Origin of the sequence: Gaiella occulta (assembly GCF_003351045.1) — a bacterium.
Classification (GTDB): Bacteria; Actinomycetota; Thermoleophilia; order Gaiellales; family Gaiellaceae; genus Gaiella; species Gaiella occulta.
This window is the reverse complement of record NZ_QQZY01000005.1, coordinates 25,483-50,095: the sequence shown is the minus strand read 5'-3', so window position 1 is coordinate 50,095 and position 24,613 is coordinate 25,483. Positions and strand designations below refer to the sequence as shown.

General features: G+C 70.0%; 30 protein-coding genes and 2 pseudogenes. 14 read left to right on the top strand and 18 right to left on the bottom strand.

Annotated features, from left to right (window positions below):
• Nucleotides 1–13: 13 nt before the first annotated feature.
• Nucleotides 14–691: a haloacid dehalogenase type II gene (locus Gocc_RS10655; RefSeq protein WP_181813578.1), complete on the bottom strand. Its 678-nt coding sequence runs from the start codon at nucleotides 689–691 to the stop codon at nucleotides 14–16.
• A gap of 144 nt (nucleotides 692–835) precedes the next feature.
• Here Gocc_RS10655 and Gocc_RS10650 point away from each other — a divergent pair, with 144 nt between their 5' ends.
• The 3 genes from Gocc_RS10650 to Gocc_RS10640 all read left to right on the top strand — a co-directional run bounded on the left by Gocc_RS10650 (nucleotide 836) and on the right by Gocc_RS10640 (nucleotide 2,605).
• Nucleotides 836–1,591: a hypothetical protein gene (locus Gocc_RS10650; protein WP_114796554.1), complete on the top strand. Its 756-nt coding sequence runs from the start codon at nucleotides 836–838 to the stop codon at nucleotides 1,589–1,591.
• Nucleotides 1,592–1,698: 107 nt separating this feature from the next.
• Entirely contained in the window at nucleotides 1,699–2,259 is a 561-nt protein-coding gene (locus tag Gocc_RS10645; protein WP_114796553.1) for an RNA polymerase sigma factor, read from the top strand.
• A 61-nt stretch (nucleotides 2,260–2,320) separates the two neighbouring features.
• On the top strand, nucleotides 2,321–2,605 hold the full coding sequence (locus Gocc_RS10640; protein WP_114796552.1) for a zf-HC2 domain-containing protein: 285 nt from the start codon (nucleotides 2,321–2,323) through the stop codon (nucleotides 2,603–2,605).
• On the opposite strand, the gene Gocc_RS10635 is transcribed toward Gocc_RS10640, so the two are convergent.
• Nucleotides 2,606–2,833 carry a hypothetical protein gene (locus Gocc_RS10635; protein ID WP_114796551.1) on the bottom strand — a complete coding sequence of 76 codons (228 nt, stop codon included), beginning with the start codon at nucleotides 2,831–2,833 and terminating at the stop codon, nucleotides 2,606–2,608.
• 109 nt (nucleotides 2,834–2,942) lie between these two features.
• Nucleotides 2,943–4,601, bottom strand: a complete 1,659-nt coding sequence (gene merA / locus Gocc_RS10630; protein WP_114796550.1) for a mercury(II) reductase — start codon at nucleotides 4,599–4,601, stop codon at nucleotides 2,943–2,945.
• A 206-nt stretch (nucleotides 4,602–4,807) separates the two neighbouring features.
• On the opposite strand from merA, the gene Gocc_RS10625 reads away from it, so the two are divergent.
• The 3 genes from Gocc_RS10625 (at nucleotide 4,808) to Gocc_RS10615 (ending at nucleotide 7,095) form a co-directional block, all read left to right on the top strand.
• Nucleotides 4,808–5,146, top strand: a complete 339-nt coding sequence (locus Gocc_RS10625; RefSeq protein ID WP_114796549.1) for a hypothetical protein — start codon at nucleotides 4,808–4,810, stop codon at nucleotides 5,144–5,146.
• 96 nt (nucleotides 5,147–5,242) lie between these two features.
• Entirely contained in the window at nucleotides 5,243–6,667 is a 1,425-nt protein-coding gene (locus Gocc_RS10620; protein ID WP_114796548.1) for a dihydrolipoyl dehydrogenase family protein, read from the top strand.
• Nucleotides 6,664–7,095: a hypothetical protein gene (locus Gocc_RS10615; protein ID WP_114796547.1), complete on the top strand. Its 432-nt coding sequence runs from the start codon at nucleotides 6,664–6,666 to the stop codon at nucleotides 7,093–7,095. Before Gocc_RS10620 ends, Gocc_RS10615 begins: the two co-directional genes overlap by 4 nt.
• Before the next feature lie 86 nt (nucleotides 7,096–7,181).
• On the opposite strand, the gene Gocc_RS10610 is transcribed toward Gocc_RS10615, so the two are convergent.
• The 5 genes from Gocc_RS10610 to Gocc_RS10590 form a co-directional block, all read right to left on the bottom strand.
• Nucleotides 7,182–7,394, bottom strand: a complete 213-nt coding sequence (locus Gocc_RS10610) for a hypothetical protein (protein WP_147281274.1) — start codon at nucleotides 7,392–7,394, stop codon at nucleotides 7,182–7,184.
• 323 nt (nucleotides 7,395–7,717) lie between these two features.
• Entirely contained in the window at nucleotides 7,718–8,692 is a 975-nt protein-coding gene (locus Gocc_RS10605; RefSeq protein WP_181813577.1) for an exonuclease domain-containing protein, read from the bottom strand.
• Nucleotides 8,693–8,767: 75 nt separating this feature from the next.
• Nucleotides 8,768–9,178 carry a hypothetical protein gene (locus Gocc_RS10600; protein WP_147281273.1) on the bottom strand — a complete coding sequence of 137 codons (411 nt, stop codon included), beginning with the start codon at nucleotides 9,176–9,178 and terminating at the stop codon, nucleotides 8,768–8,770.
• Between the two features lie 2 nt (nucleotides 9,179–9,180).
• Nucleotides 9,181–10,245: a hypothetical protein gene (locus Gocc_RS10595; RefSeq protein WP_114796543.1), complete on the bottom strand. Its 1,065-nt coding sequence runs from the start codon at nucleotides 10,243–10,245 to the stop codon at nucleotides 9,181–9,183.
• 215 nt (nucleotides 10,246–10,460) lie between these two features.
• Nucleotides 10,461–10,709, bottom strand: coding sequence for a hypothetical protein (locus Gocc_RS10590; protein ID WP_114796542.1), 249 nt, complete (start codon nucleotides 10,707–10,709; stop codon nucleotides 10,461–10,463).
• Between Gocc_RS10590 and Gocc_RS17125 the strand changes: the two are divergent.
• Nucleotides 10,641–10,932, top strand: a pseudogene (locus Gocc_RS17125) (amylo-alpha-1,6-glucosidase); the annotation flags it as partial. The gene Gocc_RS10590 and the pseudogene Gocc_RS17125 overlap by 69 nt on opposite strands.
• Before the next feature lie 114 nt (nucleotides 10,933–11,046).
• Here the strand turns inward: Gocc_RS17125 and Gocc_RS16210 are convergent.
• Complete coding sequence (locus Gocc_RS16210; RefSeq protein WP_181813576.1) at nucleotides 11,047–11,247, bottom strand: hypothetical protein; 201 nt, start codon at nucleotides 11,245–11,247, stop codon at nucleotides 11,047–11,049.
• A 201-nt stretch (nucleotides 11,248–11,448) separates the two neighbouring features.
• On the opposite strand from Gocc_RS16210, the gene Gocc_RS10570 reads away from it, so the two are divergent.
• Nucleotides 11,449–11,847 (top strand): hypothetical protein, encoded by a 399-nt coding sequence (locus Gocc_RS10570; protein ID WP_114796540.1) that lies wholly within the window; start codon nucleotides 11,449–11,451, stop codon nucleotides 11,845–11,847.
• A gap of 173 nt (nucleotides 11,848–12,020) precedes the next feature.
• Here the strand turns inward: Gocc_RS10570 and Gocc_RS10565 are convergent.
• Nucleotides 12,021–12,296: pseudogene (locus tag Gocc_RS10565) on the bottom strand (DUF427 domain-containing protein); the annotation flags it as partial.
• Between the two features lie 139 nt (nucleotides 12,297–12,435).
• On the opposite strand from Gocc_RS10565, the gene Gocc_RS16955 reads away from it, so the two are divergent.
• Nucleotides 12,436–13,161: a TlpA family protein disulfide reductase gene (locus tag Gocc_RS16955; RefSeq protein ID WP_281268449.1), complete on the top strand. Its 726-nt coding sequence runs from the start codon at nucleotides 12,436–12,438 to the stop codon at nucleotides 13,159–13,161.
• On the opposite strand, the gene Gocc_RS10550 is transcribed toward Gocc_RS16955, so the two are convergent.
• Nucleotides 13,162–13,584 carry an SRPBCC family protein gene (locus tag Gocc_RS10550; RefSeq protein WP_181813575.1) on the bottom strand — a complete coding sequence of 141 codons (423 nt, stop codon included), beginning with the start codon at nucleotides 13,582–13,584 and terminating at the stop codon, nucleotides 13,162–13,164.
• 153 nt (nucleotides 13,585–13,737) lie between these two features.
• Between Gocc_RS10550 and Gocc_RS10545 the strand changes: the two genes are divergently transcribed.
• The 5 genes from Gocc_RS10545 (at nucleotide 13,738) to Gocc_RS10525 (ending at nucleotide 17,220) form a co-directional block, all read left to right on the top strand.
• A complete protein-coding gene (locus Gocc_RS10545; RefSeq protein ID WP_220150572.1) occupies nucleotides 13,738–14,136 on the top strand; it encodes an NAD(P)-binding domain-containing protein in 399 nt (132 codons plus the stop codon).
• A complete protein-coding gene (zwf, locus tag Gocc_RS10540) occupies nucleotides 14,133–15,620 on the top strand; it encodes a glucose-6-phosphate dehydrogenase (protein WP_220150571.1) in 1,488 nt (495 codons plus the stop codon). The genes Gocc_RS10545 and zwf overlap by 4 nt, the downstream gene beginning before the upstream one ends.
• 9 nt (nucleotides 15,621–15,629) lie before the next feature.
• Nucleotides 15,630–16,319 carry an HAD family hydrolase gene (locus tag Gocc_RS10535; RefSeq protein ID WP_114796535.1) on the top strand — a complete coding sequence of 230 codons (690 nt, stop codon included), beginning with the start codon at nucleotides 15,630–15,632 and terminating at the stop codon, nucleotides 16,317–16,319.
• Between the two features lie 109 nt (nucleotides 16,320–16,428).
• A complete protein-coding gene (locus tag Gocc_RS10530; protein ID WP_181813574.1) occupies nucleotides 16,429–16,914 on the top strand; it encodes a glycine/sarcosine/betaine reductase selenoprotein B family protein in 486 nt (161 codons plus the stop codon).
• A gap of 18 nt (nucleotides 16,915–16,932) precedes the next feature.
• Complete coding sequence (locus Gocc_RS10525) at nucleotides 16,933–17,220, top strand: hypothetical protein (RefSeq protein ID WP_114796533.1); 288 nt, start codon at nucleotides 16,933–16,935, stop codon at nucleotides 17,218–17,220.
• Nucleotides 17,221–17,293: 73 nt separating this feature from the next.
• Here Gocc_RS10525 and Gocc_RS10520 read toward each other — a convergent pair whose 3' ends face one another.
• From Gocc_RS10520 to Gocc_RS17120, 7 genes are all read right to left on the bottom strand, one after another.
• On the bottom strand, nucleotides 17,294–17,815 hold the full coding sequence (locus tag Gocc_RS10520; RefSeq protein WP_114796532.1) for a hypothetical protein: 522 nt from the start codon (nucleotides 17,813–17,815) through the stop codon (nucleotides 17,294–17,296).
• A 297-nt stretch (nucleotides 17,816–18,112) separates the two neighbouring features.
• On the bottom strand, nucleotides 18,113–19,537 hold the full coding sequence (locus Gocc_RS10515; protein ID WP_114796531.1) for a hypothetical protein: 1,425 nt from the start codon (nucleotides 19,535–19,537) through the stop codon (nucleotides 18,113–18,115).
• Nucleotides 19,538–19,643: 106 nt separating this feature from the next.
• Nucleotides 19,644–20,846: a carboxylate-amine ligase gene (locus Gocc_RS10510; RefSeq protein ID WP_181813573.1), complete on the bottom strand. Its 1,203-nt coding sequence runs from the start codon at nucleotides 20,844–20,846 to the stop codon at nucleotides 19,644–19,646.
• Entirely contained in the window at nucleotides 20,831–21,256 is a 426-nt protein-coding gene (locus Gocc_RS16205) for an STAS domain-containing protein (RefSeq protein ID WP_181813572.1), read from the bottom strand. The genes Gocc_RS10510 and Gocc_RS16205 overlap by 16 nt, the downstream gene beginning before the upstream one ends.
• Nucleotides 21,257–21,456: 200 nt before the next feature.
• The gene (locus Gocc_RS10505) at nucleotides 21,457–22,143 is read right to left on the bottom strand and encodes a response regulator transcription factor (RefSeq protein ID WP_114796529.1); all 687 of its coding nucleotides are present in this window, start codon (nucleotides 22,141–22,143) and stop codon (nucleotides 21,457–21,459) included.
• On the bottom strand, nucleotides 22,143–23,846 hold the full coding sequence (locus Gocc_RS10500; protein ID WP_181813571.1) for a sensor histidine kinase: 1,704 nt from the start codon (nucleotides 23,844–23,846) through the stop codon (nucleotides 22,143–22,145). The genes Gocc_RS10505 and Gocc_RS10500 overlap by 1 nt, the downstream gene beginning before the upstream one ends.
• Nucleotides 23,807–24,568 carry a diacylglycerol/lipid kinase family protein gene (locus Gocc_RS17120; protein WP_114796527.1) on the bottom strand — a complete coding sequence of 254 codons (762 nt, stop codon included), beginning with the start codon at nucleotides 24,566–24,568 and terminating at the stop codon, nucleotides 23,807–23,809. The genes Gocc_RS10500 and Gocc_RS17120 overlap by 40 nt, the downstream gene beginning before the upstream one ends.
• Nucleotides 24,569–24,613 lie beyond the last annotated feature (45 nt).

Sequence of the window (24,613 nt, the reverse complement as noted above, 5' to 3'; positions counted from 1 at the left end):
GAGCGGCGCGGTATCAGGCGCCGGGTGGCCCCGCGAGGACCCGCTCCGCCGCGGCGCGGAGGTCGGCGACCTCGACTCCCGCCCGCCGCGGAAGTGGCCAGATGCGCTCGTGTGCCGAGACCCAGATCGCGGTCATGCCGACGTTCGCGGCGCCGACGACGTCCCATGCGTGCGCGGCGACGAACGCCGAACGTTCCGCGCAGACCCCGAGCCGCTCGAGCGCGTGACGATACGGCGACGGGTCGGGCTTGTACCGCCGCACGGCCTCGACGGAGAGCACCTCGGCGAAGGATCCGAGCACCCCGCTGCGCTCGAGCAGCGAACGCGCCTGGTCGGCGCCGCTGTTGGTGAGCGCGGCGACCTCGATTCCCGCGGCGGCGAGCGTGCCGACCGCCTCGCGCGCTCCGGGCTGCAGGGGCAGCTCCCGGAACGAGGCCAGCACCGCGTCGGCGTCGACCTCGACGCCGACGCGCGCGCTCGTGGTGGCGAGCGTCGACCTCGCGATCTCGGCGAAGGGGGCGAACTCACCGGCCAGGGTCAGGGCCGCGGCGGAGTGCAGCAACCGCTCGAACCACGCCTCCAACGTGTCGGGCGGCGCCCCCTGGGCGGCCAGCGCCGATTCGACCGGCGCCAGGTCGAACAGCGTGCCGACCACGTCGAAGACGACGACCTCGGGAAGCGGAGCCGCCACCGGACGGACTCTAGGGCACGCGAGACGGTCGCCGCGAATCCCGGCCGCCGGGAGGCGGGTCACACGCGCGTCACGTCACTCGAGCAAAGAGGAGCAAACGATGGCCGAGACCCACCACTCCCCACGGGCGGCGGGAGGCGCGCGATGATCGCGATCCTCCACTCCGTGCGCCACCCGGAGGGCACGGGGCCGGGCACGCTGGCCTCGAGCCTCCGTTCCTTCGGCGTCGCGGTCGGCCTCATGGGCGTCGCCCTCATCGGCGTGACGCTGATCGCGGACCTCACGGTCGCCGCCGGCAGCGGCAGCGGGCGGGCACAGACGCTCGCCTGGTCGTTCGGCCTCACGACGGCCGGGCTCGTCATGCTGAAGACGGCGCTCGCGCTCACGCTCGTCGGCATCCTGCTTCGCATCACGGACAGGATCGAGGCGGTGAAGGCGTCGCTGCCGGCGCTCGCCCCCGCCGCCGCGCAGGCCCCCGCCGGCGCACCCGACGCCGACACGGTGTTCGGCCGCGCGACCCGGACCGCGGCGCCGCTCGGCCCGCTGCCCATCCACACGATGGCACGGCGGATGTGGGGGCCGATGGTGCTGGTGGGCCCGATGCTGGTGCTGGCAGGGCTCGTGCTCTCGATCATCCAGGCGGGCACCGACGGCGCGGCCGACTTCGCCGACCTCGGCGCCTCGATCATCCATCTCGTGGTCGCGGCTACCGTCAACGGCGGCTCCACGAGCCTCGCCGACTCCGACAAGTGGTTCGTCGTGCTGGAAGGAGTACGCCGCATCGGCGTCGCCCTCTACCTGTTCGCGATCCTGCTCGGACTGGCGACGATCAGCCGCGTCCTGCTCTTCCAGACGGCTCGGGTGCGCGAGCTGCCTGACGAGCAGCCGGCCGAACGCTGACGAGGAGGTGATCTGCGAATCCCGGGGCCGTCTCGCGGCGCGAGGCGGCCCCAACCGCTGCCGGCAACGTGCCATTCGCGACGAGCCGGCTGATACAACCTCCGCGGATGCACGAGGAGACGGATCGAGCCCTCGTCGAGCGTGCCCGCGAGCGCGACGAGCGCGCTTTCGAAGAGCTCGTGACGCGGCATGCCGGACGTGTCCACCGGCTCGTCGCACGTCTCCTCGGCGGCCAGAACGCGGCCGATGACGTCACGCAGGAGACCTTCGTGCGCGCCTGGCGTGCGCTTCCCTCGTTCCGGGGGGACGCGGAGTTCACGACCTGGTTGCACCGCATCGCCGTCAACGAGGCGAACCGGCTGCTGGCCCGCGAGGCGCGGCGCGAGCTCGTCCTCTACGAGGACGTGATGGAGAAGGCGCCCGACCTCGCCGCGGACGTGCCGGAGCGGGTCGAGTCGATCGAGAGGCACCGCAGGCTCGAGCTCCTGCTGGCGGAGCTCCCCGCGCACTACCGCGGCGCGGTCGTCCTGCGCGACGTCGAAGGCTACGCGAACGAGGAGGCGGCCGAGCTGCTCGGGCTCGACATCCGGAACTTCAAGAGCCGCCTGCACCGCGGGCGCATGGCGCTGCGCAAGCAGCTCGAAGAGATCGAGGGAGAGAGGTCGTGAAGAGAGACCGCGTCAGTCGCCGCGAATCCCCGGGCTGGAGCGAGGGGTCGAAGGAGCCGAGATGACAAAGCACCGCCGTCGTATCCCGTTCCTGCGTGATCCTCACGAGTGCGAGGAGGTTCGCGCCCGCATGACCGACTACCTCGACGAGGACATCGAGCTCACCGAGCAGCGCAGGGTCGAGCGGCACGTCCGCTTCTGCCCCCGCTGCCGGCGCGTCCTCTCGAACCTCAGGGTCACGATCGACCGGCTGGCGCACCTCGATGCGCCGGCGCCGGCCGATCGTGCCGGCGACGGCGAGATCGCCGAGCGAGTGCTCGGGGCCTGGCGCGACCGCGGCGGCTGATCATCTCCGTGCCCCGCCGGCTGCGCGGTCGGCACGACTGGCGGCGGCCGCTCTGCGCGCCCGCACGGCGACGGCGCCGGCCGCGAGCGCGAGGGGGAAGAGCGCGAGACCGCCGATCCAGGCGAGAGCGGCGGCGCCGAGCGCGGCGGCAAGCAGGGGCAGCGCGGCGCAGCAGACGGCGGCGAGAACGCCCACCGCGCCCAGGCCGAGACGCCCGCGCACCGTCACCGCTTCCTCGTGCCCCGGCAGGGTGCGGCGAGGCCTGCCCGCTTCGACGCCCGCGGAATCCGGAAGGACGGGGCGATCCGGGACATGCGACTCCTTGCAGGCATCGAGCTCAGGCCGCGCAACAGGAGAGCTTCGCGACGTCGCGGGTGAATATCTGGGCGGCGAGCTTGAGGCCCTCGCTCATCGTCAGGTACGGCGCCCAAGTGGAGGCGACGTCCGCGACCGTGAGCCTGAACCGCACCGCGTAGACGGCGGCGAGGATGATGTCGCCGGCGTTCTCGGCCACCGCGGTCGCGCCGAGGATGCGGCCGCTCTCGCGCTCGGCCACGATCTTGACGAGGCCGCGGCTGTCGCGATTGACGAGCGCGCGGGGAACCGACGCGAGCGGCAGCGTTCGCACGTCGACGTCGAGACCCTGCTCCACGGCCTGCGCCTCGCTCAGCCCGACGGCAGCGACCTGCGGGTGCGTGAACGTGATCCGCGGCAGCGCGGTGTAGTCGAGCCGATCGTCGCCGTCCGTGAGCGCGTTGCGCACGGCGGTCGCCCCCTGCGCGGCCGCGACGTAGACGAACTGCGGCGAGTCGGTGCAGTCGCCGGCGGCGTACACGCGCGGGTTCGTCGTGCGCTGCGTGGCGTCGACGCGGATCCCGCCGCGCCCGGCCAGCTCGATCCCGGCGCGCTCGAGACCGAGGCTGTCGGTGTTCGGGCGCCGGCCGGCGGCAACCAGGATCTCGTCGCCGCGGAACACCCGCTCGTCACCGTCGACGATCACCGTCAGCGTCTTCTCGCCGCCGTCGCGAGCGGCGCGGACGACGCGTGCGCCCGTCACGACCTGCACGCCGTCCGACGCGAGAACCTCCGCCAGGGCGTCCGCGACCTCCGGCTCCTCGAGCGGCGAGATCCGCTCGAGCATCTCGAACAGCACCACCTCGGAGCCGAGGTGCGCATAGAGCTGGCCCATCTCCAGCCCGATGTAGTTGCCCCCGATCACGAGCAGCCGCTTCGGCAGCTCCCTCAGCTCGAGCCCGCTCGTGGAGGTGACGTAGCCTGCCTCCTCGAGCCCCTCGATCGGCGGGATCGCCGGACGCGCACCCGTCGCGACGAGGTAGCGGCGCGCCCGGATCGGCTCGCCGTCGACGAGCAGGCTGTCGGCGTCGCCGAACTCGGCGTGACCCTTGACGAGGTCCCAGCCGTAGTCCTCGATCAGGTCGCAGTACTTCTCCTTCCGCATCCGCTCCACGAGGGCGTCCTTCTGCGCCACGAGCGCGCCGAGATCGACCGGCGCCGTCGAGGTCGGCACGCCCGCGTGGGGGTTGTGGCCGGCGAGGCCGTAGAGCTCGCCCGCGCGCAGCATCGTCTTCGAGGGCACGCAGCCGACGTTGACGCACGTGCCGCCGACCGTGCCGTGCTCGACCATCACCACGCGGGCGCCGCGCTCGAACGCCTGGATCGCGCCCGCGAACGCGGCGGCGCCCGCGCCGACGATCGCCAGGTCGTAGTCGTACCCGGCGTCCGCGCCCGTCACGTCGTCGAGCTGCTCGGGCGTGCCGTCGCCTTCGATCGGAAGCGGATCGCCGAGCTCGTATCCCGTGCCGCGCAGGAACGCGCGCGCCTGCTCGAGGTCGACCCCCTCCGGATCGAGCTCCGCGAAGCCGCGCCGGTAGTCGACGAACACGCCCGTCGCCCCGGCATCCTCGAGCACCGCCTCGATCTTCACCGCGCAGTGCTCGCATGTCATCCCCGTGATCTCGATCCGCTGACGGCTCATGGCGCCCTTTCCTCGCGTTTCACATCAGGATATCATGATGTTGAATCACACCCGGCCGGATCGACTCGACCCTGGGACGTTCCGCCGTCGAGAGGCCGGAATCGTCGATACTGGCTCGCGCATCTCAAGGAGGACGAGCGCTGGCGGGGCCGATGGCGGCCGCGGTGCGAATCCCCGACGGCCGTGCAGGGTCGAATGGAGCGAGGATGGACGATGGACACGACGCGATGTGGATCGAAGCGCCGGACGCCGGCAGCGCCGCCCTCCTCATGCGGGAGAGCGTCGGGCGCATCCCGGCCCGGCTCGTCCAGTGCGCGGGGAGCCGCTGGAGGGTCGTCGTGCATGCCACCGGCCTGCAACGGCCCACGGCCGGCGAGGTGATCGCCCTCGTCCGCTGCTGGCTCGCCCGAACCGGGCTGTGCGCGGCCGAGGTTCATCTCGGCGTCCGCGCGTTCACGGTGCGCCGTGCGCCCGCAGCGGTAGCGACGACTTCCCGCGACCCGTGCCGGCGCGATACGCCGACGCGCATCGCGTTCTCACCGTGACGATCCCGACCCGGAGGTACGAATGTCGAAGAAGTTGCTGGACGCCCTCGCGCCGTCGCACGACCGCTGCGCCGTCGAGCAGGAAGGGGCGGCGACATGAGCGAGCGTGAAGTCGACGTCGTCGTGATCGGAGCCGGCCCCGCCGGCGAAGTCTGCGCCGGGCGGCTCGGGCAGGCAGGGCTCGAGGTCGTGCTCGTCGAGCACGAGCTCGTCGGCGGCGAGTGCTCCTACTGGGGCTGTATGCCCTCGAAGGCGCTGCTGCGACCGTCGGAGCTCCTCGCCGAAGCTCGCCGTGTACCGGGCGCGCGCGAGGCCGTGCAGGGCGAGCTCGATGCCGAGGCCGCGCTGCGACGGCGGGACGAGGTCATCCACGACCTCGACGACACGGCACAGCTGCCCTGGCTCGAGGCGCGCGCCGTCGACCTCGTCCGCGGCACGGCGGCCCTCGACGGGCCGCGGCGCGTCCGCGTCAACGGGGACGTCCTCGTCGCGCGCCGCGCGGTCGTGCTCGCGACCGGGACGACCGCAGCGATCCCGCCGATCCCGGGGCTGAACGAGGTCGCGCCGTGGACGAACCGCGAGGGAACAACGGCGGCTCGTGTGCCGGCGAGCCTGATCGTGCTCGGAGGCGGCGCGGTCGGCGTCGAGCTCGCACAGGCATGGACGTCGCTCGGCGCCCGTGTGACGCTTCTCGAGACGCTGCCGCGGCTGCTCGCCCGCGAGGAGCCGTTCGCGAGCGAGCTCGTCGAGACGGCTCTCCGCGACCGCGGTGTCGACGTGCGGCTCGGTGTGCAGGCGGTGATGGCGCACCGGGAGCACAGCCGGGTCTGGATCACGTTGGCGGACGGGACGGAGCTCGCCGCCGAGGAGCTGCTCGTCGCGGCGGGGAGGAGGCCGCAGACAGGGAGCCTCGGGCTCGAGACCGTGGGCCTCGAGCCCGGCTCGTTCGTCACCGTCGGCGACGACATGCGCGTGCCCGGCCACGACTGGCTGTACGCGATCGGAGACGTCAACGGGCGAGCGCTGCTCACCCACATCGGCAAGTACCAGGCGCGGATCGCGGCCGAGCAGATCCACGGGCGCGATGCGCGCGCGCACCGGCTCGCCGACGGGCCGCTCGTGCCGCGCGTGGTCTTCAGCGACCCTCAGGTCGCCGCCGTCGGGCACACGGCGGAGAGCGCCCTCGCGAGCGGGCTGCGGATCCGCACCGTCGACCAGCAGACGGCGGCCACCGCCGGGGCGAGCTTCCACGGCCGCAACACGCCGGGGATCTCGCGCATCGTCGTCGACGAGGATCGCGACGTCATCGTCGGGGCGACGTTCACGGGGACGGAGGTCGCGGAGTGGCTCCACGCGGCGACGATCGCGATCGCCGGCGAGGTGCCGACCGAGCAGCTGTGGCACGCCGTCCCCTCGTTCCCGACGCGGAGCGAGGTCTGGCTCCGCCTGCTCGAGAAGCTCGAGGACGAGCGGCGAGCCGCTACCGGGGTATCGGGAGCCTCCCATCCCGCGAGCGCATGAGCGGGCGCCGGGCGGCGATGAGCGGCCCGCTGGTTCGGATCCTCACGTTCGAGGGGTGCTCGAGCCGCGCCGGCTCGAGCACGGGCTCGCGAGCGCGTACGGCTCTCCCGCGCATATCGCACCACGTCTACGGCGACGATCTCACGGTCGAGTGTCCGACCGGATCGGGGAGGCTGGTCACGCTGGCGCAGGTCGCAGGGGAGCTCTCGCGCCGCCTCGCATCGCTGTTCCTGCCGGGCGAGGACGGCGGCCGGCCGGCGCACGGGAACGACCGCCGCTACGCCGACGACCCCTCCTTCAGCGACCTCGTGCCCTTCTACGAGTACTTCCACGGCGACAGCGGGCGCGGCGTCGGCGCGAGCCACCAGACCGGCTGGACGGCGACGGTGACGAGCTTCCTCGACGTCTGCGGCCCGGAGAGGGGCTAGATGATTGATTCTGTCCCGCGTCACGAAATCTGGCAGGGCGGTTAGTGTCGGGAGCGGAGCGCGAGTTCCACTGTGCCGAGTAGCGGTCAGTCGCCCACGCTGACACTCTCAAGCCCGAAGCCGGAGCGCACCCGACGGCGCTGAGAAAGGCTCAGGCCGCTGAGGCAGTAGAACAGCCGCGAAGACAAGCTGCGAGCTTCATCGAGCGAGATGTGTTGGTGACCAAGCGAGCGGGCCTCCTCGCCTGCGATCCAGCGTTCGGTTGGAATCCGCATATGGGACTTCGCGGCCTGCTCCACCTCGTCTATCAGGGCTACTTGGGCCGCGTGTTCGGGAAGAAGCGCAGCGAGTCGTTCTGCGTCGTCCTGACTCCGAACGACCAACGGAAGACCCGCCAGTGGGGCGCTATCCCTTAGCGCCGCGACACACGGAGCTTCTCCATCAATCGGTCGGGGCCGTGGCATTCCTGGAACCTCAGTGGAGTTCACCGCTTGCCCCGCCAAGTTCGCCAGCGACAAGGTCATCCCGCCGTCACCACCGAATCCGACGGCGACGAAGAACGGATGGCGAGTCGCGGGTATTTCTGGAGAGGACATTGGAGGCAAGCCTACTGCGCTGCCAGTTACACGTTCGCCTGGGGTCTCTCGATTCCGCCGAGGAGCCTGAAGAAGTCACGCTCGGTCAAGATCTCTATGTGTTCACCATCGGCGTGGAGTTCTTCTACCCTTTGCAGCTTGTGACTCTTCGTCTTGCCGACCGCCAGCTTGAGCATGTCCTGGTAGCCGCAGATGAGCATGTTCGTCTTCTTCGAGACGTTGTTGCTCGGCTGACCGCCAGCAGCGGCCACGGCTTGCCAGGCGTTCCTTCTTACCATGGCGAGTTCGCCGGTGAAGACGACCACCTTCCCGAAGAAGGGGGAGTCTGGATCTGCGTCTAGATCGGCCTCAGGAATGCTGCCAGCCGCGTTCGCCCGCGCCCGTGACCCAAACCAGCCATCTGGCGCAACCTCACCGAAAAACAACCAGATCTTGCTGAGGAGGTCGTCTAGGCCCGTCGCGCCCTTCGCAGTGATGGCACGACCGAGTATCTCTGCCGCCAGCCGAGAGTCGTAGAGCGCGTCGTGGGTCAGGTCCTCATCGACTGACAGACCAAGCTCGGTGCAGAGGAGCGGAAGGCTGTAGCTCTGCATCCCGGGCCACACCCGGCGCGAGATCGAAACCGTGCACGTGTAGCGCAGGCTCGGCCATTCGATCTCACAGAAATCACAGGCATCTCGGACGACGCCCATGTCGAACGGCGCATAGTGCGAGACGAGCGGTGATGCGCCCGTGAATCGAACTAGCTCCCCACACACCTCAGGCCAGGTAGGCGCGTCCTCAACCATCTCGGGGCTGATGCCGTGGAGAGCGACGTTGAAGGGGTAGAAGGAGTCAGGGGCCTGATAGATGAGGCTTGTGAAGCGGTCGACTTCCGTGCCGTCTCGGAATCTAAGGGCGGCGACCTGGCACGGTGTCCCGCGAGACGAGGCCGTCTCGAAGTCAATGACGACCCACTCGTCCCCTACCTGATTGAGGCCCGGATGTAGCGGCTCAGACACCACGTCCCACGCTACGACAGTAGGCAGCCTTTCACAAGACTGGAGAACCTGACTCGTGGCGTAACTGCCCGATCGTCAGGCGCTCGCGAGTGCCTGCGCCATCACCTCGGGCCAGACGAGCGCGATCCCCTCGCGGCCACAGAGGTCGATCCACGATTCATCGAACGGAGCGTTCTCCACGGCGATCATCGCCCGCACGATGGCACCGTCGGTCGACAGCCTCTCGCGGTAGCGGACCACTTGGCCGATGGCGAGCCGCAATTGACGCTCTTCGTTCTTCTCCGTCGTGGACTTGACCTCGGCCACCCACACGTTGTCGTCGTCCACCCAGGCGAGGTCGAAGTCCGGCTCGTCCGGCTTTGGGCTGCGGGGTGAGAACCCGGCCTCGGCGAGCGCAGTCGCGAGCAGGTTCTGCGTCCGGTTATGCGCCCGCAGTCCGCGCTGCGAGGTGTCGGGGTCGTCCGCCCGCTCCTGGGCCGCAGCCACCGTCACCTCCTCGTCCGCCTCGCGGTACGACTGGCCGATGCCGTCGCCGTCCAGGCGGATGCGGTAGTCCTTTTCGACCACACCCTCCTCGGCGCTCCCCCTGAGGTGAGCGGGCCACCAGTAGGTGCCCACGCGCTTGCCGAAGAGGGGGCATCCTGGGTGAACGTCTTGAAGTGGCCCCGGCAGATGTGGAGCGCGTGACCGAGGCCCTTCGTCTGCTCTTCGCCTTCGGTGTCGAGGATGCGCCGCATCGGCGCGATCTCCAGGACGTGGTACCGCGTGAGAGGTTTCCCTGCCTTCCGTTCATGCTTCTTCGACAGACGCTCCGGTGGATCGACAGGCCGGAGTTTGATGTTCCGGCAGTGCATCAGCGATATCGCGAGTAAGGCGGGTGCGAAGAGACTCGTAAGGTGGTCGACGAACTCGAGAGCGGAATCGGAAGGGAGACCGGGGATCTCAGGCGGTATTACGAAGAAGGTTCCATAGCCGTGTTCGTACGTCACATCAGTCTCTTCGGGCGGCATGGCTCGACCTGATGCGTCAAGCCCCACGAACCATCGAACGATCGGTCCGACCGGCTCACCCTTCTTCCACTCTCCGATGAGGGCCGCAGCGAGGAGCCAGCCGCGATCATCGCCTTCAACGCTACGGCGGTCGTCACTCCAGATGAGGACTCCCCATGCGAAGAGATCCAAGACGTTTGGGCGGCCCTGAAACTCCACCAGCAGCGTCGTGAAGGGAGGAACAACGCTGTCCAGGATCGATGTTGTATCCGTGCCGAGGGGCAAAGTCGCGACGTAATCAGCGACCTCCTCAGCCGAGACGACAACGGCATCCTGCAACTCGATGCTCGTGATTACGTCCTTTGCCCTGTCGCCCGTCAGCCGCAGTCGCGTGGACGCGATTCCAGCGGCTAACTCATGATCCGTCAGCGTCCTACCGACACGCCGTGACGCCTCCTCCTGTGTGGCGAGGAGCCTCTCTTCCGTTTGAGTCGCGTCGTAAACCTCTCGCGCACTGAGCGGACGACACCCGTTCTGCATGACCCTGTCGTAGAGGCGGCTCACAGGCCCGACTATAGGCCCCTCAACCTCCCCAGCGGCAAGGGCAGCAGGTCGGCCTCGGTGGCGTCCGGTCCATCACGCTCTGTATCTGATCTACGCGAAAGTCGAGGGCGCAGGCACCGTCCTCCTGCGCAAGACGGTCGCAGCCGTGCTGCGGTAGCAGCACCGCCGTCCTCGTCTACGAGCTGTTCGAGGCTCGAGCGCGAGCGCGGTCTCCATCACAGCGAAGACCTGCTCCGCTGGGCGTGATCGAGGTCGCCCTGGAGGCGGGCGAATGGGTCGGCGTGGTCGCCGGCACCGACGTCGCTGAGGGGGACGACACGACGGCGCTCCTCGACGGCGAGCGGAGGCGGCGAGAGGGCCTCGTCGCGGCCGTTCCGGCGGCTGACGAGGTCGGGCGGGCGCTCGCGCTCGCCGGCGGGCGCACGGACGAGGCCAGGCGGATGCTGCTGGAGTTCGCCGCCCACGTAAGCGAGGGAATGATCCCCGCTTCCCCGACGGCGAGGGCGAGCCCGAGTACAACACGGCCGACGGAACGCTGTGGATGGTCGTCGCCGCGCATCGCTACCTCGAGGCGACGGGCCGCTCCGTGCCGGCGAGCCGGGAGCCCAGCTGACGTGGATGGACGCCAGGGTCGGCGACTGGGTCGTCACGTCCCGTCAGGGGAAGCCGGTCGAGATCTGCGCTCTGCCTGCTCGTCGAAGGCGAGCAGGCAGAGCGCATCCTCTCCGCCGTCGAGCAGAGGCTGCTCACGCCGGTGGGCCTGCGCAGGCTCGACCCTGCCGACCCCGCTAACGCGATCGCTCAGAGCAGGATCGCCAGAGCCGTCTCCAGCGGACAGCCGGACGCCAGCAGCGAGACGGCCTGGTGGAGAACGACATGTCGCGCGTCCGCGATCGTGGCCGCGGCCCGGTCAGGGTAGCCGGCCCGGCGAAGGGCGCAGAAGCGCCACGCCCGCACCTCGCGCGCCTCGTCCCGCGTCGTGCTCGAGGTCATCGTCGTCATCGGTGGTCACCTCCTGATCTCTGTACCCCTCAGACCCGGCCGCAGGCCGAGGGATTCGGGCGCCGTCGCCGCTGTGCCCGCAGCCGCCTGTGCGGAGACGAGGTCGAGCCGATCGCGGCCGGGGAGCCCGTGCGCGGCCGTGCGTCTCGCATCCCTCGCGGCCGCCTGGCTCGTCGCGGGGAGGATACGCCCCCGATCACCTTGCGGCCGTACGCCGTCGTCGTCCGCGGAGACCCCGAAGAGGTCGCACGGCGTCTGCGCGATCGCCTCGCGACCGGCGAGGTCGTCGTGGACGGCGTGGACGTGCTCGTCGCTCGCTTCGCCGGCGAGGCGGGGCCTCTGCGCTACCACACGACCGAGCTCGTCACCTTCTCCGACCGCGAGATCGCGTTCGAGCACCTCGCCGGCAGCTTCCACGGCTGCCACGAGCGCTTCCGCTTCCTCGACGCGGGCGGCGGCCGCACGCGTGTCGAGCACTCGGGCGCGTTCACCATGCGGGGCGGGCTCCTCGGCTGGATCCTCGCCGTCGTCGTCGTGCGACGGCTGTTCGAGTCGCACGTCGCCGAGCACATGCGGGGCTTCGGCTCGGAGGACGGGTGAGGGGCACGTCGCGGGAGACGGGAGCGCCCCGCCGTGCCGCGTGGGCCTTCCGGCTGCGGCGTGCCGCGGGCGGCACCGTGCCGCCCGCGGCGAAGGGCCGGCTAGCGCGAGAGGAGGCCGGCGAGGCGGCGCAGCAGCCCCGACTCGCCTGCGTCGCCCGCGCGCTCGTCCACGATCTCGACGCCGTGGTAGAAGGCCACGTGACCGCGGATGCTCTTCGCCGCCGCCTTCGGCGCCGGGTAGTACCAGGCGGCGTTCTCGTTGCGGTCGCCGTTCACGTCGATCGTGTAGTAGCTCGCGGTGCCCTTCCACGGGCACACCGTGCGCTTGTCGCTCTCGACCAGGAACTCGCGGCGCACCGACTCGACGGGGAAGTAGTGGTTGCCTTCCACGACGACGGTGTGTTCGCTCTCCGCGATGACCTCGCCGTTCCAGATTGCTCTCGGCATCGGATCCCTCTCTGGTTGGGGGTTTCGGCTCCTGCATGTTCGACCCGCCTGGTGCAGGCGAGATTCACCCGGCGGAGGCTGCCATGCGAAGTCGTGCTCGCATTCGCTGCGGGATCGTCCAGGACGTAGGCTGCCGCGCATGAGCCCCTACAACTACGAGCGCTTCGACGCCTACGTCGAGTCCGGCCTCGACGAGCTGGAATTCGGGCGCTTCCCGAACATGCTCCACGCCGGCGAGCAGGCGCCCGACGGCGAGCTGACGCTGCTCGGCGGCGCGCGCGCACGCCTCTCCCGGCTGTGGCAGCGGCGGGGCGTGATGCTCGAGATCGGCTCCTTCACCTGACCGTACTGCAGCGCAGAGGGTCCTCTGCTCGACGAGCTGGCGCCACACCATCCCGACTGGGACTGGTATTTCGTCTACACCCGCGAGGCGCACCCCGGCGAGCATCTCGCCGCCCACCGCAGCTTCGACGACAAGCTCGAGGCCGCCCGCCGCCTGCGCGACGAGATCGGGATCTCGCGGCCGATCCTCGTCGACGACCTCGACGGCACCGTCCACAGCGCCTACGGGGCGCTGCCGAACATGTCCTGGGTGATCGGCCGCGGCGGTGTCATCCTCTACAAGGCGATGTGGACGTCGGCCGCGAGGATCGGCGCGTTCCTGGAGCGGTTCCAGGCCCAGCCCATCGACCTGCGGCATGCGCCCTTCCACACCGAACAGCTCGAGATACGGCGCCGCGACAGCGACGCGTTCGCCCGGGGCCTCGAACGGAACGGGCCGAGAGCGGTGGCGGAGTTCGCCCGCGCCGAGGAGTACTGGAAGGAGCGGGCGCGAGCAGCCGCCCGCGCCCGCCGCTCCCGCTGATCACGCGAAGGCGGCGCCTTCGACGCGCTCGCGCAGCGACGCGAGACCATCGCGGTAGAGCTCGGAGAACATCGCTTCGAGCTCGGGCTCCTGCCCTTCCTCGAGTGCCTCGAAGCGCGCCTCCCAGGTCACATGGCTGTGGTCGCCGTGCCCGTGCACCGAGAGGGTCGACCGGTACGAGCGCAGCGGCAGCGGCGACGCCACGATCTCGTACGTGTACGACTGCTCCGCATCGGAATGCTCGAGGACGCGCTCACGGATCTCCGCACCGTCGCCCGTCGTACAGACTCGCTCGCCGTCGCCGTAGCTCGACTCGGCCAGCGCCGGCACCCATTCTCCGATCGCGCCCGGGTCGCCGGCGACGGCCCAGACCGCTTCGGGCGTCCCGTGCACGGCGATGCTCTCTGAGATGACTCTGGTCACAGCTTCGCTCTCCTCTTCCTCTCGGTCGACGCCGGGATGCGCGACCTTTGCGAGCTTGGATGCCGCGTTCGCCGTCCTCCGATTCAGCGGGCGGATGGGAGCGAACATCGCCCGCCGGCTCGTGCGCGACAGCACGAGTGCGTCGTCTACGACGTGGATGCCGGCGCCGTCGCGCGGCTGGAGCGCGAGGGCGCGACGGGCTCGACCTCCTATGCGGACATCGTCGCCAGGCTCGACGGCCCTCGCGCCGTCTGGGTGATGGTGCCGGCCGCGCTCGTCGGCGGCATCATCGCCGACCTCGCCCCGCTGCCCGGCGGGGGCGACATCGTGATCGACGGCGGCAACAGCGACTACCGTGACGGCATCGAACGCGCCGCGAACCTCACGCCGCAAGGCATCGACGACATCGACGCCGGCACCTTCCTGCGCGCGTTCCGCTGCAAGGGCCGTCTCGCGCCGGTCCTCGACGAGATCCCCGTCCGCGTCATCCTCGACGGCAGAGCGGCACTCCTCGGCGCCGCCCTCGCCGCGTCCTCAGGAGGCCCCCGGTGACCGACAGCCTGAACGAAGCTGCCCGCGAAGCCCGTTCCCTCTTCTGCGCGCCCTCGACCGCGCATGTCCTGGGTCCCACGACGATCGTCCTTTTCGGAGCGACCGGAGACCTGGCCCGGCGCAAGCTCCTGCCGGGCCTCTACCACCTCTCCGTCGCGGGCCTGCTGCCGCGGCGCTGGCGCCTGATCGGCGTCTCCCCGAACGATCTCTCCGAGGGGGAATTCCGCGAGCGTGTCCGCCTTGCGATCGACGAGTTCGGCCGTGTCAAGCCGGAGGGGGACGCCTGGGACGCCTTCGCGGCTGCGACGACCTACACGGGAGGAGCGTTCGCAGCGGGCCGGACGGGGGCGCTCCGCGCCGCGGTGGAGGCATCGGTCTCGCAGCTTGGCTGCGACCGCAAGCTGTTCTTCGCCGCCGTGCCGCCCGGCGCGTTCGTGGCAATCGCGCGCGGGCTCGGCGAGGCGGGGCTGACCGGGGGCGCCCGTGTCGTCCTCGAGAAGCCGTTCGGGACCGACCTGGCGTCGGCCCGCGAGCTCAACGCGGTCGTGCACTCGGTGCTCGACGAGGAGCAGGTGTTTCGCATCGACCACTTCCTCGGCAAGGAGGCGGTGCAGAACCTGCTCGCGTTCCGCTTCGCGAACGGGCTCTTCGAGCCCGTCTGGAACCGCGACTTCATCGACCACGTCCAGCTCGACGTGCCGGAGACGCTCTCGATCGGGACGCGTGCGTCCTTCTACGAGGCGACCGGCGCGCTGCGCGACATGGTCGTCACGCACCTCTTCCAGGTGCTCGCCTTCGTCGCCATGGAGCCGCCCTCGTCGCTGCGGCCGAAGGCGCTCATCGACGAGAAGGTGAAGGTGTTCGAGTCGCTACGGCCGCTGTCGCCCGGCGACGTCGTCCGCGGCCAGTACGAGGGCTACCGCGATGAGGACGGCGTCTCGGCGGATTCGCAGACGGAGACGTTCGTCGCCGGACGCGCCCTGATCGACAACTGGCGCTGGGCCGGAGTGCCGTTCTTCTTCCGCACCGGCAAGAGGCTCGCCGAGGGCAGGAGGATCCTCACGGTGGCCTTCAAGCAGCCGCCGCTCTCCCTGTTCGAGCGCGCCGCGGTTCCGACCGGCGACATGCAGGCCAATCATCTCACCTTCGATCTGGCCGACAACGGCACCATCTCCGCCTCGTTCCTCGCCAAGCGGCCGGGCCCGGACGTCATGCTGTCCGAGGCGCGGATGGAGTTCCGCTACGGGGACGCCCCCGACAGCGGCGTGCTCGAGGCGTACGAGCGCCTCATTCACGACGCCCTCATCGGGGACCGCACGCTGTTCACGCGCGCCGACGGGATCGAGCGCCTGTGGGAGGTCGTCGCCCCCGTCCTCGACGATCCACCGCCCGTGCAGGCCTACCCGGCCGGCTCGTGGGGACCGGAGCCGGCGATCGCCGACCTGATCGCCCCGCGCTGCTGGCACCTTCCCACGAACCACTAGGAGGCGACGATGGAGCGACCGCATGCGATCCTGTTCGACGTCGACGGCACCCTCGTCGAGACCGGCGGTGCCGGCGGCGAGTCGTGGCGCCGGGCCTTCCGCGAGCTCTACGACGTCGACGCCGACGTGAAGCTCTTCTCCGAGGTCGGGGAGACGGACCCGGCTGTCGGCAGGCGGACGTTCGAGGGACTCCTCGAGCGCGAGCCCGAGCCGGCGGAGATGGCGCTGCTGATGACGACGCGGCTCGCGCACGTCTGCGCGGCCGTCGCCGACTCCGCAGGCTACCGGGTGCTGGCGGGCGTCGAAAGGACGCTGGAGCGGCTCGTCGCGGGCGGCTTCCTCCTCGGGCTGACGACGGGGAACGTCGAGGCGGCCGCGTTCGCCAAGCTCCAGCGAGGAGGCCTGCAGCGATTCTTCTGCTTCGGCGGCTACGGCTCCGACTCCCCCGATCGCGGCGAGCTCACGCGCATCGCGATCCGCCGCGCCGAGGGCATCCTCGGCATGGAGATCGACACGTGCAGGGTGCTGGTCGTCGGCGACACGCCGAAGGACGTGGCGGCGGCGAAGGCCGCCCACGCGACATCCGTCGCGGTCGCGAGCGGACGCTACTCGCAAGCCGACCTGCGCGACGCGGGCGCGCACTACGTTCTCGCGACGCTCGAGGAACCCCTCCCCGGCGTCACGGGGCCCGCGGCGTGAGCTGCGGCATGCGGGCGCCCGAGATGCTCCCTCGACTCCCCGCCGGTCGTACCGATCGGTGGATCCAGGACGAGCTCCTGGACGGCCGAGATAGCTAGGCTGGCGGGTGGTGGCACGGTACCGGGGCTTCGCGCAGGTCGAGTACGAGTACGTGCGTGGGCGCGCCTACGAGCCGTTCGAGTGGGCGACGTTCGAGGAGCCCTCGCCGCGCCGCCCGCTGGAGCGCCCGCTCTCGCGCTCGCGCGTCGCGCTCGTCGCCACCGCGGGCGCTCACCTGCCCGAGCAGCCGGCGTTCGACCTCGGCAAGAGCGGCGACAGCAGCTACCGCGAGCTGCCCTCGGACGCGCACGAGCTTCGCTTCACGCACGCCGGCTACGACACGCGCCGTCCACGCGAGGACGCGGATGTCGTCTTCCCGCTCTCGCTGCTGCGCCGGCTCGCCGCGGAGGGCGAGATCGGGGAGGTCGCGCCGCGCGCCTTCTCGTTCATGGGCTACATCCCCGAGACGGAGCCGTTGCTCGAGCAGACCGGCCCGGAGGTCGCGGCGAAGCTGCTCGCGGACGCCGTCGATCTCGTCCTGCTCGTCCCCTCCTGACCGGTCTGCCAGCAGTCCGTGGGACTGCTCCAGCGCGTCTTCGACCGGCACGGCCTCGCCACCGTCTCCCTCAGCCAGGTGCGAGAGATCACCGAGCTCGTCCGGCCCTCGCTCGCCTGCCTGGTCGAGCATCCCTTCGGGCTCACGCTGGGCGCAGTCGGCGACGAGGCCACCCACCGCGGTGTGCTCCGTGCCTGCCTGGCCGAAGCGACGAGGCCACATCCGGCCGGCACGATCGTCGACCTCGGCTTCCGCTGGGAGCGCGACGACCTGCGCGCGCGCCAGCTGCGCAAGGAGGCCCACTGAGCGGGGGCGGCCGTGCGCCGTGAGATTCAGCGGCCGCCGGCCGCTGTGGCCGGCGGCCGGCGGCCGATCTCGCTCACCTCGCGTCCTGGCCTACGAGTCCCGCCCGCCGCGCGACGGTGTAGAAGACGCCGGCGGCCATGCCGAGCACGGCGTGCCCGAGCCACCAGACCCACTGCGGGCTGACGAGGCTCGTCGTGAAGAGATCGTCCTCGCCGCTGTTCAGCGGCAGGATGACGTAGCGCATCACCACCCAGACGCCGAGGCCGTAGACGACGCCGGCCATGATCGGCGCGATGTCGCCACGGGGCCGGAGCACGGCCATCAGCACGGCGAACCCGACGCCGATCATCATCGAGTTCACCATGTGGCCGCCCAGCCCGAGGACGATCGGGCCGACATGGTTGCCCGGGCTGCCGAAGTGCTCGATGCCGCCGACCCAGGCCCAGATGGCCATCGGGGCGTCCCAGAACGTGTGCGCGTCCGAGAGCCAGCCGTACAGCATCTCGACCATCGCCAGCATCATCCCGCCGATCGCGCCGCCGGCGGCGCCGATCGCCACCACGCGCTTCGCGGCCGACCATCCGGCGAAATCCACGTGTCGTGCACTCATCAGAACCCCCGCTCTCCACCGTCGGTTGCTGTTGCTGGCTCAGACCTCGTCGCGCCCCCGGAAGATTCAGCCGGGGTGCGAACGGCGACGGCGGCGGAGCGGGCTAGCCGGCGCCGGAGCCGAGCAGCTCAGCCGCCAGCTGATAGCCGGAGGCCATCGCTGAAGCCGCTGGAACCGCGAGAGTCAATGCCGGCCCGAGGCCGCAGCGACGGGAGCGGCGGGTGTCAGCAGAAACAGTGACTCCAGGCGCGGGTCTGTCCCGCCGCTCCCTGGTTGGTTGCGTTAGCGGGAGACCGTAACCTGTACCAGCCGCCGGGTTGAGACGCCGGCGAGGACGCCGTCGCCGGTCTTGCGAGCGCGGACGAAGAAGACGATCGCACCACCCCGGCTCAAAGGCAGGTTCGCCGTCGGTGTGATGTTCATGACCGCGTAGCCGTCGGATCCGGTCGGGGTCTCCGGCGTCGCACGGACGTACGAGTAGGGAAGGCCAATCGTGTAGACGAGCACATCGCGAACGACATATCCCCTCGTGTCGGTGACCCGGAAGCGAGCCGAGAAGGTGTTCCGCGAGCGGATGATCGCGGGCGAGAAGCCGACGTCGCTGATCACGAGGCGGTTGGGCAGGGCGACGCTGCTGGCCGGGATCGAGATCTTCCCGTCGGCGAGGCGGATCGCACCAGCCGGCAGGCCCGAGGCCTTGATCGGCGCAGTCGCCGGAGAGTTCGCGGTGCTCGAGCCGCGTCGGTTCGATGCGCGAACGCTGAGGAGGAGCGTCGCGCCCACCTCGGACACGGCGACGGTATGGCTTGCCCCCGTCTCGCCGGGGATGACGCGGCAGCTCTTGCCTGCGGCGTCACACTTGCTCCAGGTGTACGAGTACGTGATCGGCTGGTCGCCGATCCAGGTCCCGGCGAATCCGCTGGCGACATCGCCGGCCGCGAGCGCAGTGGCATTCGCGATCGCCGGAGCGACGGTGTTGACGGGAGTGCCGGGCGCGACAATGACGGGTGTCTGATTCGACACGATGCCGGCGGAGCCGACCGCGTTGGTCGCCGTCACGATCGCGCGAAGCTTGAAGCCGAGGTCGACGGCAGAGAGCAAGAAGCTCTGGCCTGTCGCTCCCGAGATGTTGCCGCAGCTGCTGCCGTTCGACGAGCACCGCTGCCACTGGAAGCCGAACGTGATGGGAGCCGTCCCCGTCCATGTTCCGGTGTCGACGTTGATCGTCTGTCCGATCTGGTAGCTGCCGTGGGGATCGGGTTGCTTCGTGGGGCTGGGGGCGCTTCCCGGAGCGGCGATCTTTGCCGTCGGGCCGGATGCTGCCGAGGACGTGCCGCTCGCGTTGGTTGCGGTGACGACAACTCGGAGGGTTCCGCCGACGTCGCCCGCCTCGACGACACGGCTCTGTGCCGTCGCCCCGGCGATCGACCCGCACGCCGCTCCGGCGCTGTCACAGCGCTGCCACTGGAACGTGTAGCTGATGGGGGTGTCACCGTTCCAGACGCCGGTTGTCGCGGTCAGGGTCTGGCCCTGCTGTGCCGTCCCGGTGATCGTGGGCGACGACGTGTTCGCCGGCGGCGCCGCTGTCGCGCTGCCGCGGGCGACCCCCGCTCCGAGCGCGAGGATGATTGCCAGGGCCGTCCCGAGTCGCAGGAGGTGGCCGATGGGTAGCCGTGCTCTGCGTATCCGAATCAGGGGTGATCTCATGATGTGCGTCTCTCCTTCTGCGTGGTGGATCCGTGGCTCGCGGCTCCTGCTTGGCGAGCCCGCACGTGTGCGTGCTCTATCGAGCGCGTCCCGCGAGGCGGGAAGCTCATCGAGCAATCGTGAATGGGCCGGCGTCGATGCCGACCAGCTCTGTCTTCGATGAGTCGGGCCAGGCGGCCTGCGTCTCACGCGCCAGCTGGCGGACGAGGCCGTCGATGCCCTCGTACGTCTCGATCTCGCGCTGTCGCGCTGCTCCCCCGCCGTCGAGAACGAGACGCTGCACGTCCTCGAGCTCCTCGATGCAGCCGAGCGCCCAGGCAGCGGGCCGAAGCCGGTCGGCGAGCGCTATCACGCGCTCGGACGCCGGCGCCAGATCGCCATGGGTGAGGTCGGGAAGGAAGCCGGAGAGCCCGTCGCGTGTCGCGACGAACATGGCCTCGCTGATGCGATCTCGGTCATGGACGCGGAGGTGCTCGCCCGCGTCGTAGCGACCCGCGAGGTCGTACACCAGGCACTGGACCAGCGCGACGATGGCGGCGGCGTCCGCGACCCGCGTTTGCACGTCGGCGGCGCGCATCTCGAGTGTCGCCGTCACCGGGTGGAGCCGCAGATCCCACCATAGATAGCTCATGTCCGGAACCGTCGAGCTGCGCCGAGCCCACGCCACGAACTCTGCAAGCTCGCGCCAGGTGGCGAACGCGGGCGGAACCCCGCAGCGCGTCAACGAGCGATTGAGCAGCGGGCGTGCAGTCGCCAGGCCGGTGTCCGTCCCGTCGTGGAACGGTGCGTTCGCGCCGAGCGCGACGATTTCCGGCAGATAGCTTCTCAATGCGTTGTGAACTGCGAGTGCCCGGTCGGCGCCGCCGACGGAGACATGGACGTGCAGACCGCACGTGAGCATGTGTCGCGCAGCCCATGGCTGCGCCGACGCGATGGCGGCATAGCGAGGACGGGGGAGGACGGGCCCGGGATCGGTTGCGCACGGATGGGCTCCCACTGCGACCGCGAGTGCCTCCGGGGCAAGTCCTACCGAGAGCGATCGTCTGACGGCGGCAAGCTCGCGTGCTACATCGGCCACCGCGACGCACACCGGGCTGACGATCTCAACCTGTGCTGCCCTGAACTCCGTCGCGACCCGCGGATCGCCTTCGAAGATACTGAGTGCCAGCTCGACTGCGGGTGCCGGCTGACTGGTGGAGGGATCGATCAGCAGGAGCTCCTCTTCGGCTCCTACCGTGAACGAGGAGACCGTGTCGAACTTCGCGCGCAGATACCTCTCGTCATACTCGAGATTCAGCTCGGCTTGCATTGTTCTCTCCTTCGCTCGTCTCTCTGGCCTGACGTCCGCAGGCGATTCGCGGCGAGCGTGGAATCGAGCGCGGCGCTCAGCCCCGCCAGTTCGGACAGACCCTCTGCTGGCACAGGACGAAGCTCGAGGCTGTCGCCACGGTGGTTCGCGACCCATAGCGTCCCGTGTTTCGCGATCAGTTCCTCGGCGGCTGCCTCGAGCATGTCGATGCCGTCGTCGTGGACGTTTGCCACGCCTGTCAGATCGACGATGATGTGAGCGATGCCACGCTCGAGACCGCGGAGGCACGCCGTGCGAATGCCCCGCGATGCCTCGAGGTCGAACGTCGGCGGGAGCACGCGAATCCAGTACGCGTACTTCAGCTCTTCCACGGCGATCGACCTGTTCCACGTCAGCGTCTCACCTGCCATCTGCCCGTCTCCTCGGTCGCGTCCGATCTCACAGGGTGTGAATCCACGGTAGGTGTGGCCCGATGAGCACCGCCACCAGCCGGATGAGCGCGATCCAGGGATCGTGTGAGCGTTTGCTCATACGGCGTCGCCCCGCTCGGGCCGACCACTCGGCTTGGCGCGTGCCCTCCTCGCCGACGGTCGAGATCGGGATCGGTCAGTCAGTCGCCGAGGCGGTAGCCGGCCTCGCGCACGGTCACGATGCGTGTCGGGTGCGCAGGGTCGGGCTCGAGCTTGCGACGCAGGTTGGCGATATGGACGTCGCAGGCGCGGGCGTCGCCGACGTATGTGCTCTGCCACAGGTGTTCCATGATCTCGCGACGGGAGAACACCTGGCCCGGCCGGCTCGCAAGGAGCGAGAGCACCCTGAACTCGGAGTGCGTGACGTGCACGGACTCGCCGCCTACGAGAACGGTGTGGCGGGCGAGATCGATCGTAATACCGGCGTGGTGGATGGTCGTCGTGGCGGCAGCGGCCTGCCGATCGAGGTCACGACGCCGTAACAGCGCTCGGACACGGCTGACGAGCTCGGCGAGCGAGAACGGCTTGGTGACATAGTCGTCGGCGCCGAGCTCCAGGCCGAGAACACGGTCGATCTCGGCGTCCCGCGCCGTGAGCATGACGATCGGCACGTCGCTCTCGGAACGCACGACGCGGCAGACATCGAGACCGGACAGCTCGGGCATCATCACGTCCAGGACGAGAACGTCGTACGGGGTCGCGCGGGCGGCGTCGAGGGCAGCCTGTCCGGTCGCTGCGGTGTCCACCTCGAATCCTTCCTGTCCAAGCGCGTACACGACCGACTCGAGAATGTCGGGCTCGTCCTCCGCCACCAGGATTCGAGCCATCAGACCGCCGACCTCGATCCGAATACGATCGAGGCGCTCGTGCCGCCACCCTCTGCGGGCTCGATCTCGACCTCGCCACCGAGTACCGCGACAACCCCTCCGACGATCGAAAGCCCGAGACCGAAGCCCTCAGCCGTCCTCGAGCCTCCCCGGTAGAACCGGTCGAACAGCCGCTCGCGATCGCCGTACGGGATCCCGGGGCCACGATCGCGCACCTCGATGCGCACACGGCCCTCGCCGGCCGTGGCCGCAGAGAGCCGGACGGGGTTCCCGTTCGCGTGCTTCACGGCGTTCTCCGCCAGATTCCCGACCGCCTGATACAGGAGATCGTAGTGGGACCACGCAGTCAGTCCGGGCGGGCAGTCCACCTCTATCGTCGCACCGCCTCTCACCCTGAAGACGCTCGCCGTCTCCTCGAGCAACGACGCGATGTCGACTGCCTCGAGCTCGATCTGCTCGGCACGGGTCTGTGCCCTCGCGAGAGTCAGCAACGCGCGGATCAAACGCTCGAGGCGGTCGGACTGTCGGCTGATCACGGCGAGAAACCGGTCCCGAGCATCGGGCTCTGCCTTGGCTCCGCCTTGCAGCACCTCCATCGCGCTGACGATGGCGGCGATCGGCGTCCGCAGCTCGTGAGCCGCGTTCGCGACGAATTCTCGCTCGGCGCGCTCGCGTCGATCGGCGGCAGTGACCTCGGTGATCACGAGCAGTGCTGCCTGTCCCGGTATGCCCGCGGGGACTCCCGCGACAGAGAACGTCTCTCCCGACACGGTGTGGACGCGCTCGCTCGTCCGCCCTGCCCCTGCTTTGAACAGCGGCGTTGCGAGATCGCGGAGACTCAGGTCGGGCCACGGCTCCGGCAATGGCTCCCCTGGCGCGAGGGCCCGTCGACCGATCTGCAGCCGCGCGCGTGAGTTGGCGAACACAACCCGTAGATCGCGATCCACCGCCACGACACCCTCCTGGAGCTGCTCCAGGAAGCTTCGAAAGCGGTCGCGTTCCGCCTCGAGGGTGGCGAAGGAGTTGCGGAGATGCAGGCGCATCCCGTCGACGGCGCTGCCGAGCTGCCCGATCTCGTCGTTGAACCGGAGGGTCAGTGGATTGTCGAAGTTCCCCTGCTCGATCGCGCGTGCCGCGGTCGTCACGCGGCGTACGCGAGAGGTGATCAGGAGCGCGAGTGCCGTACCGAGCGCTGCCCCGCCGACGATCGCGATCAGCACGGTCAGCCCGAGCTGGCCGCGCACTATGTCTCCCGCAGCGACGAGGTCGGGGCGGGAGGCTACCGCGACGAGCGCCCCGGCAGAACCTGTGCGTAGCCGGAGCGCGACGATGATGCGGCGACCCCCATCCGTCGACTGGACGAGACGCCTCCCCGCCAGGGCGCTACGAACCGTCTCGTCGATGCCGGTCACGGACTCGACGTCGACCCCGTTCGAGGACTTCCCGGAGATCCTCCTTCCGTCCTTGTCGAACAGGAACAACGCAATGCGTCTTCGCGTCGCAGCCGATGCCGCAGCCGCCCGAGCTCCCTCGGGAGTCGTCTCTGACGACACCAGCGCCGCCGCGGTCACGGCGGAGCCGGCGGCAAGGTCCTCGGCACGTGCCCGGAACGCGCTCTCGCTGCGCACGGTGAGAATCTCCGCGACCGCGACGGCAGTGACGCTCACGATGACGGCGACGACAAGCGCCAACCAGACGCGCATGCTGATCGACCCGAGCCGCCGCATAGACACAGTATGGCCGCGCTCCGGGTAGCGCAGACGTCCGCGATCGGTACGCGACCACGCGTCGGGAGCTGCCCTCCGACCCGATCGTGAGCCGGGTGGGCGAACACGGATCTCCGCGCGAGCGCGTCGAGTGCTGTGCCGCCGCCGCGCGATGCCCAATCTCGCAGCGAACTCACGCCGCTGCGCACGGTCGAACGTGGGCGAAGCATGTTTGTCCGGCCCTCGGCGGCTACTGCGTTCGGGACGTGACGCCTGAGGCCGCGGCGGACGTCAAGGCGAAGAGGATCCGGGATGGCGCCGGCCGCGAAGGCGAAGCGCCGTCCGCTCACCCTGCCGAGCGAGATCCGTCTCGTGCGCGCGCTGACGAGCCGCGCCGCCGCGGCGACCGGGTCGCGTGGAAGGCCAAGCGTGCGCACGAGGACGTTCGTGTGGCCGCCGGGCACGAAGCCGACCGGGGCGGGGCCCGTTACGCCGTTCAGCACCGCGTTGAAGAGCCCGTCCCCACCGTAGGCGACGATCGCATCGGCGCCCGCAGCCTCGCGTGCGAGCTCCGTCGCATGGCCGCGCCGGTCCGTGCGTACGATCGTGAGCTCGCCCGCCCGCTCGAGCACGCGCGCCACGGCGTCGAGCCGCTCGTCCGTCACCCGGCTCGCGCAGGGGTTGACGATCAGCGTCGCGCGCACGTGCCTGTCTCCCATGCCGTCAGCCCGAGTTCGACACGGCGGGAGGCCGAGGCGATTCGC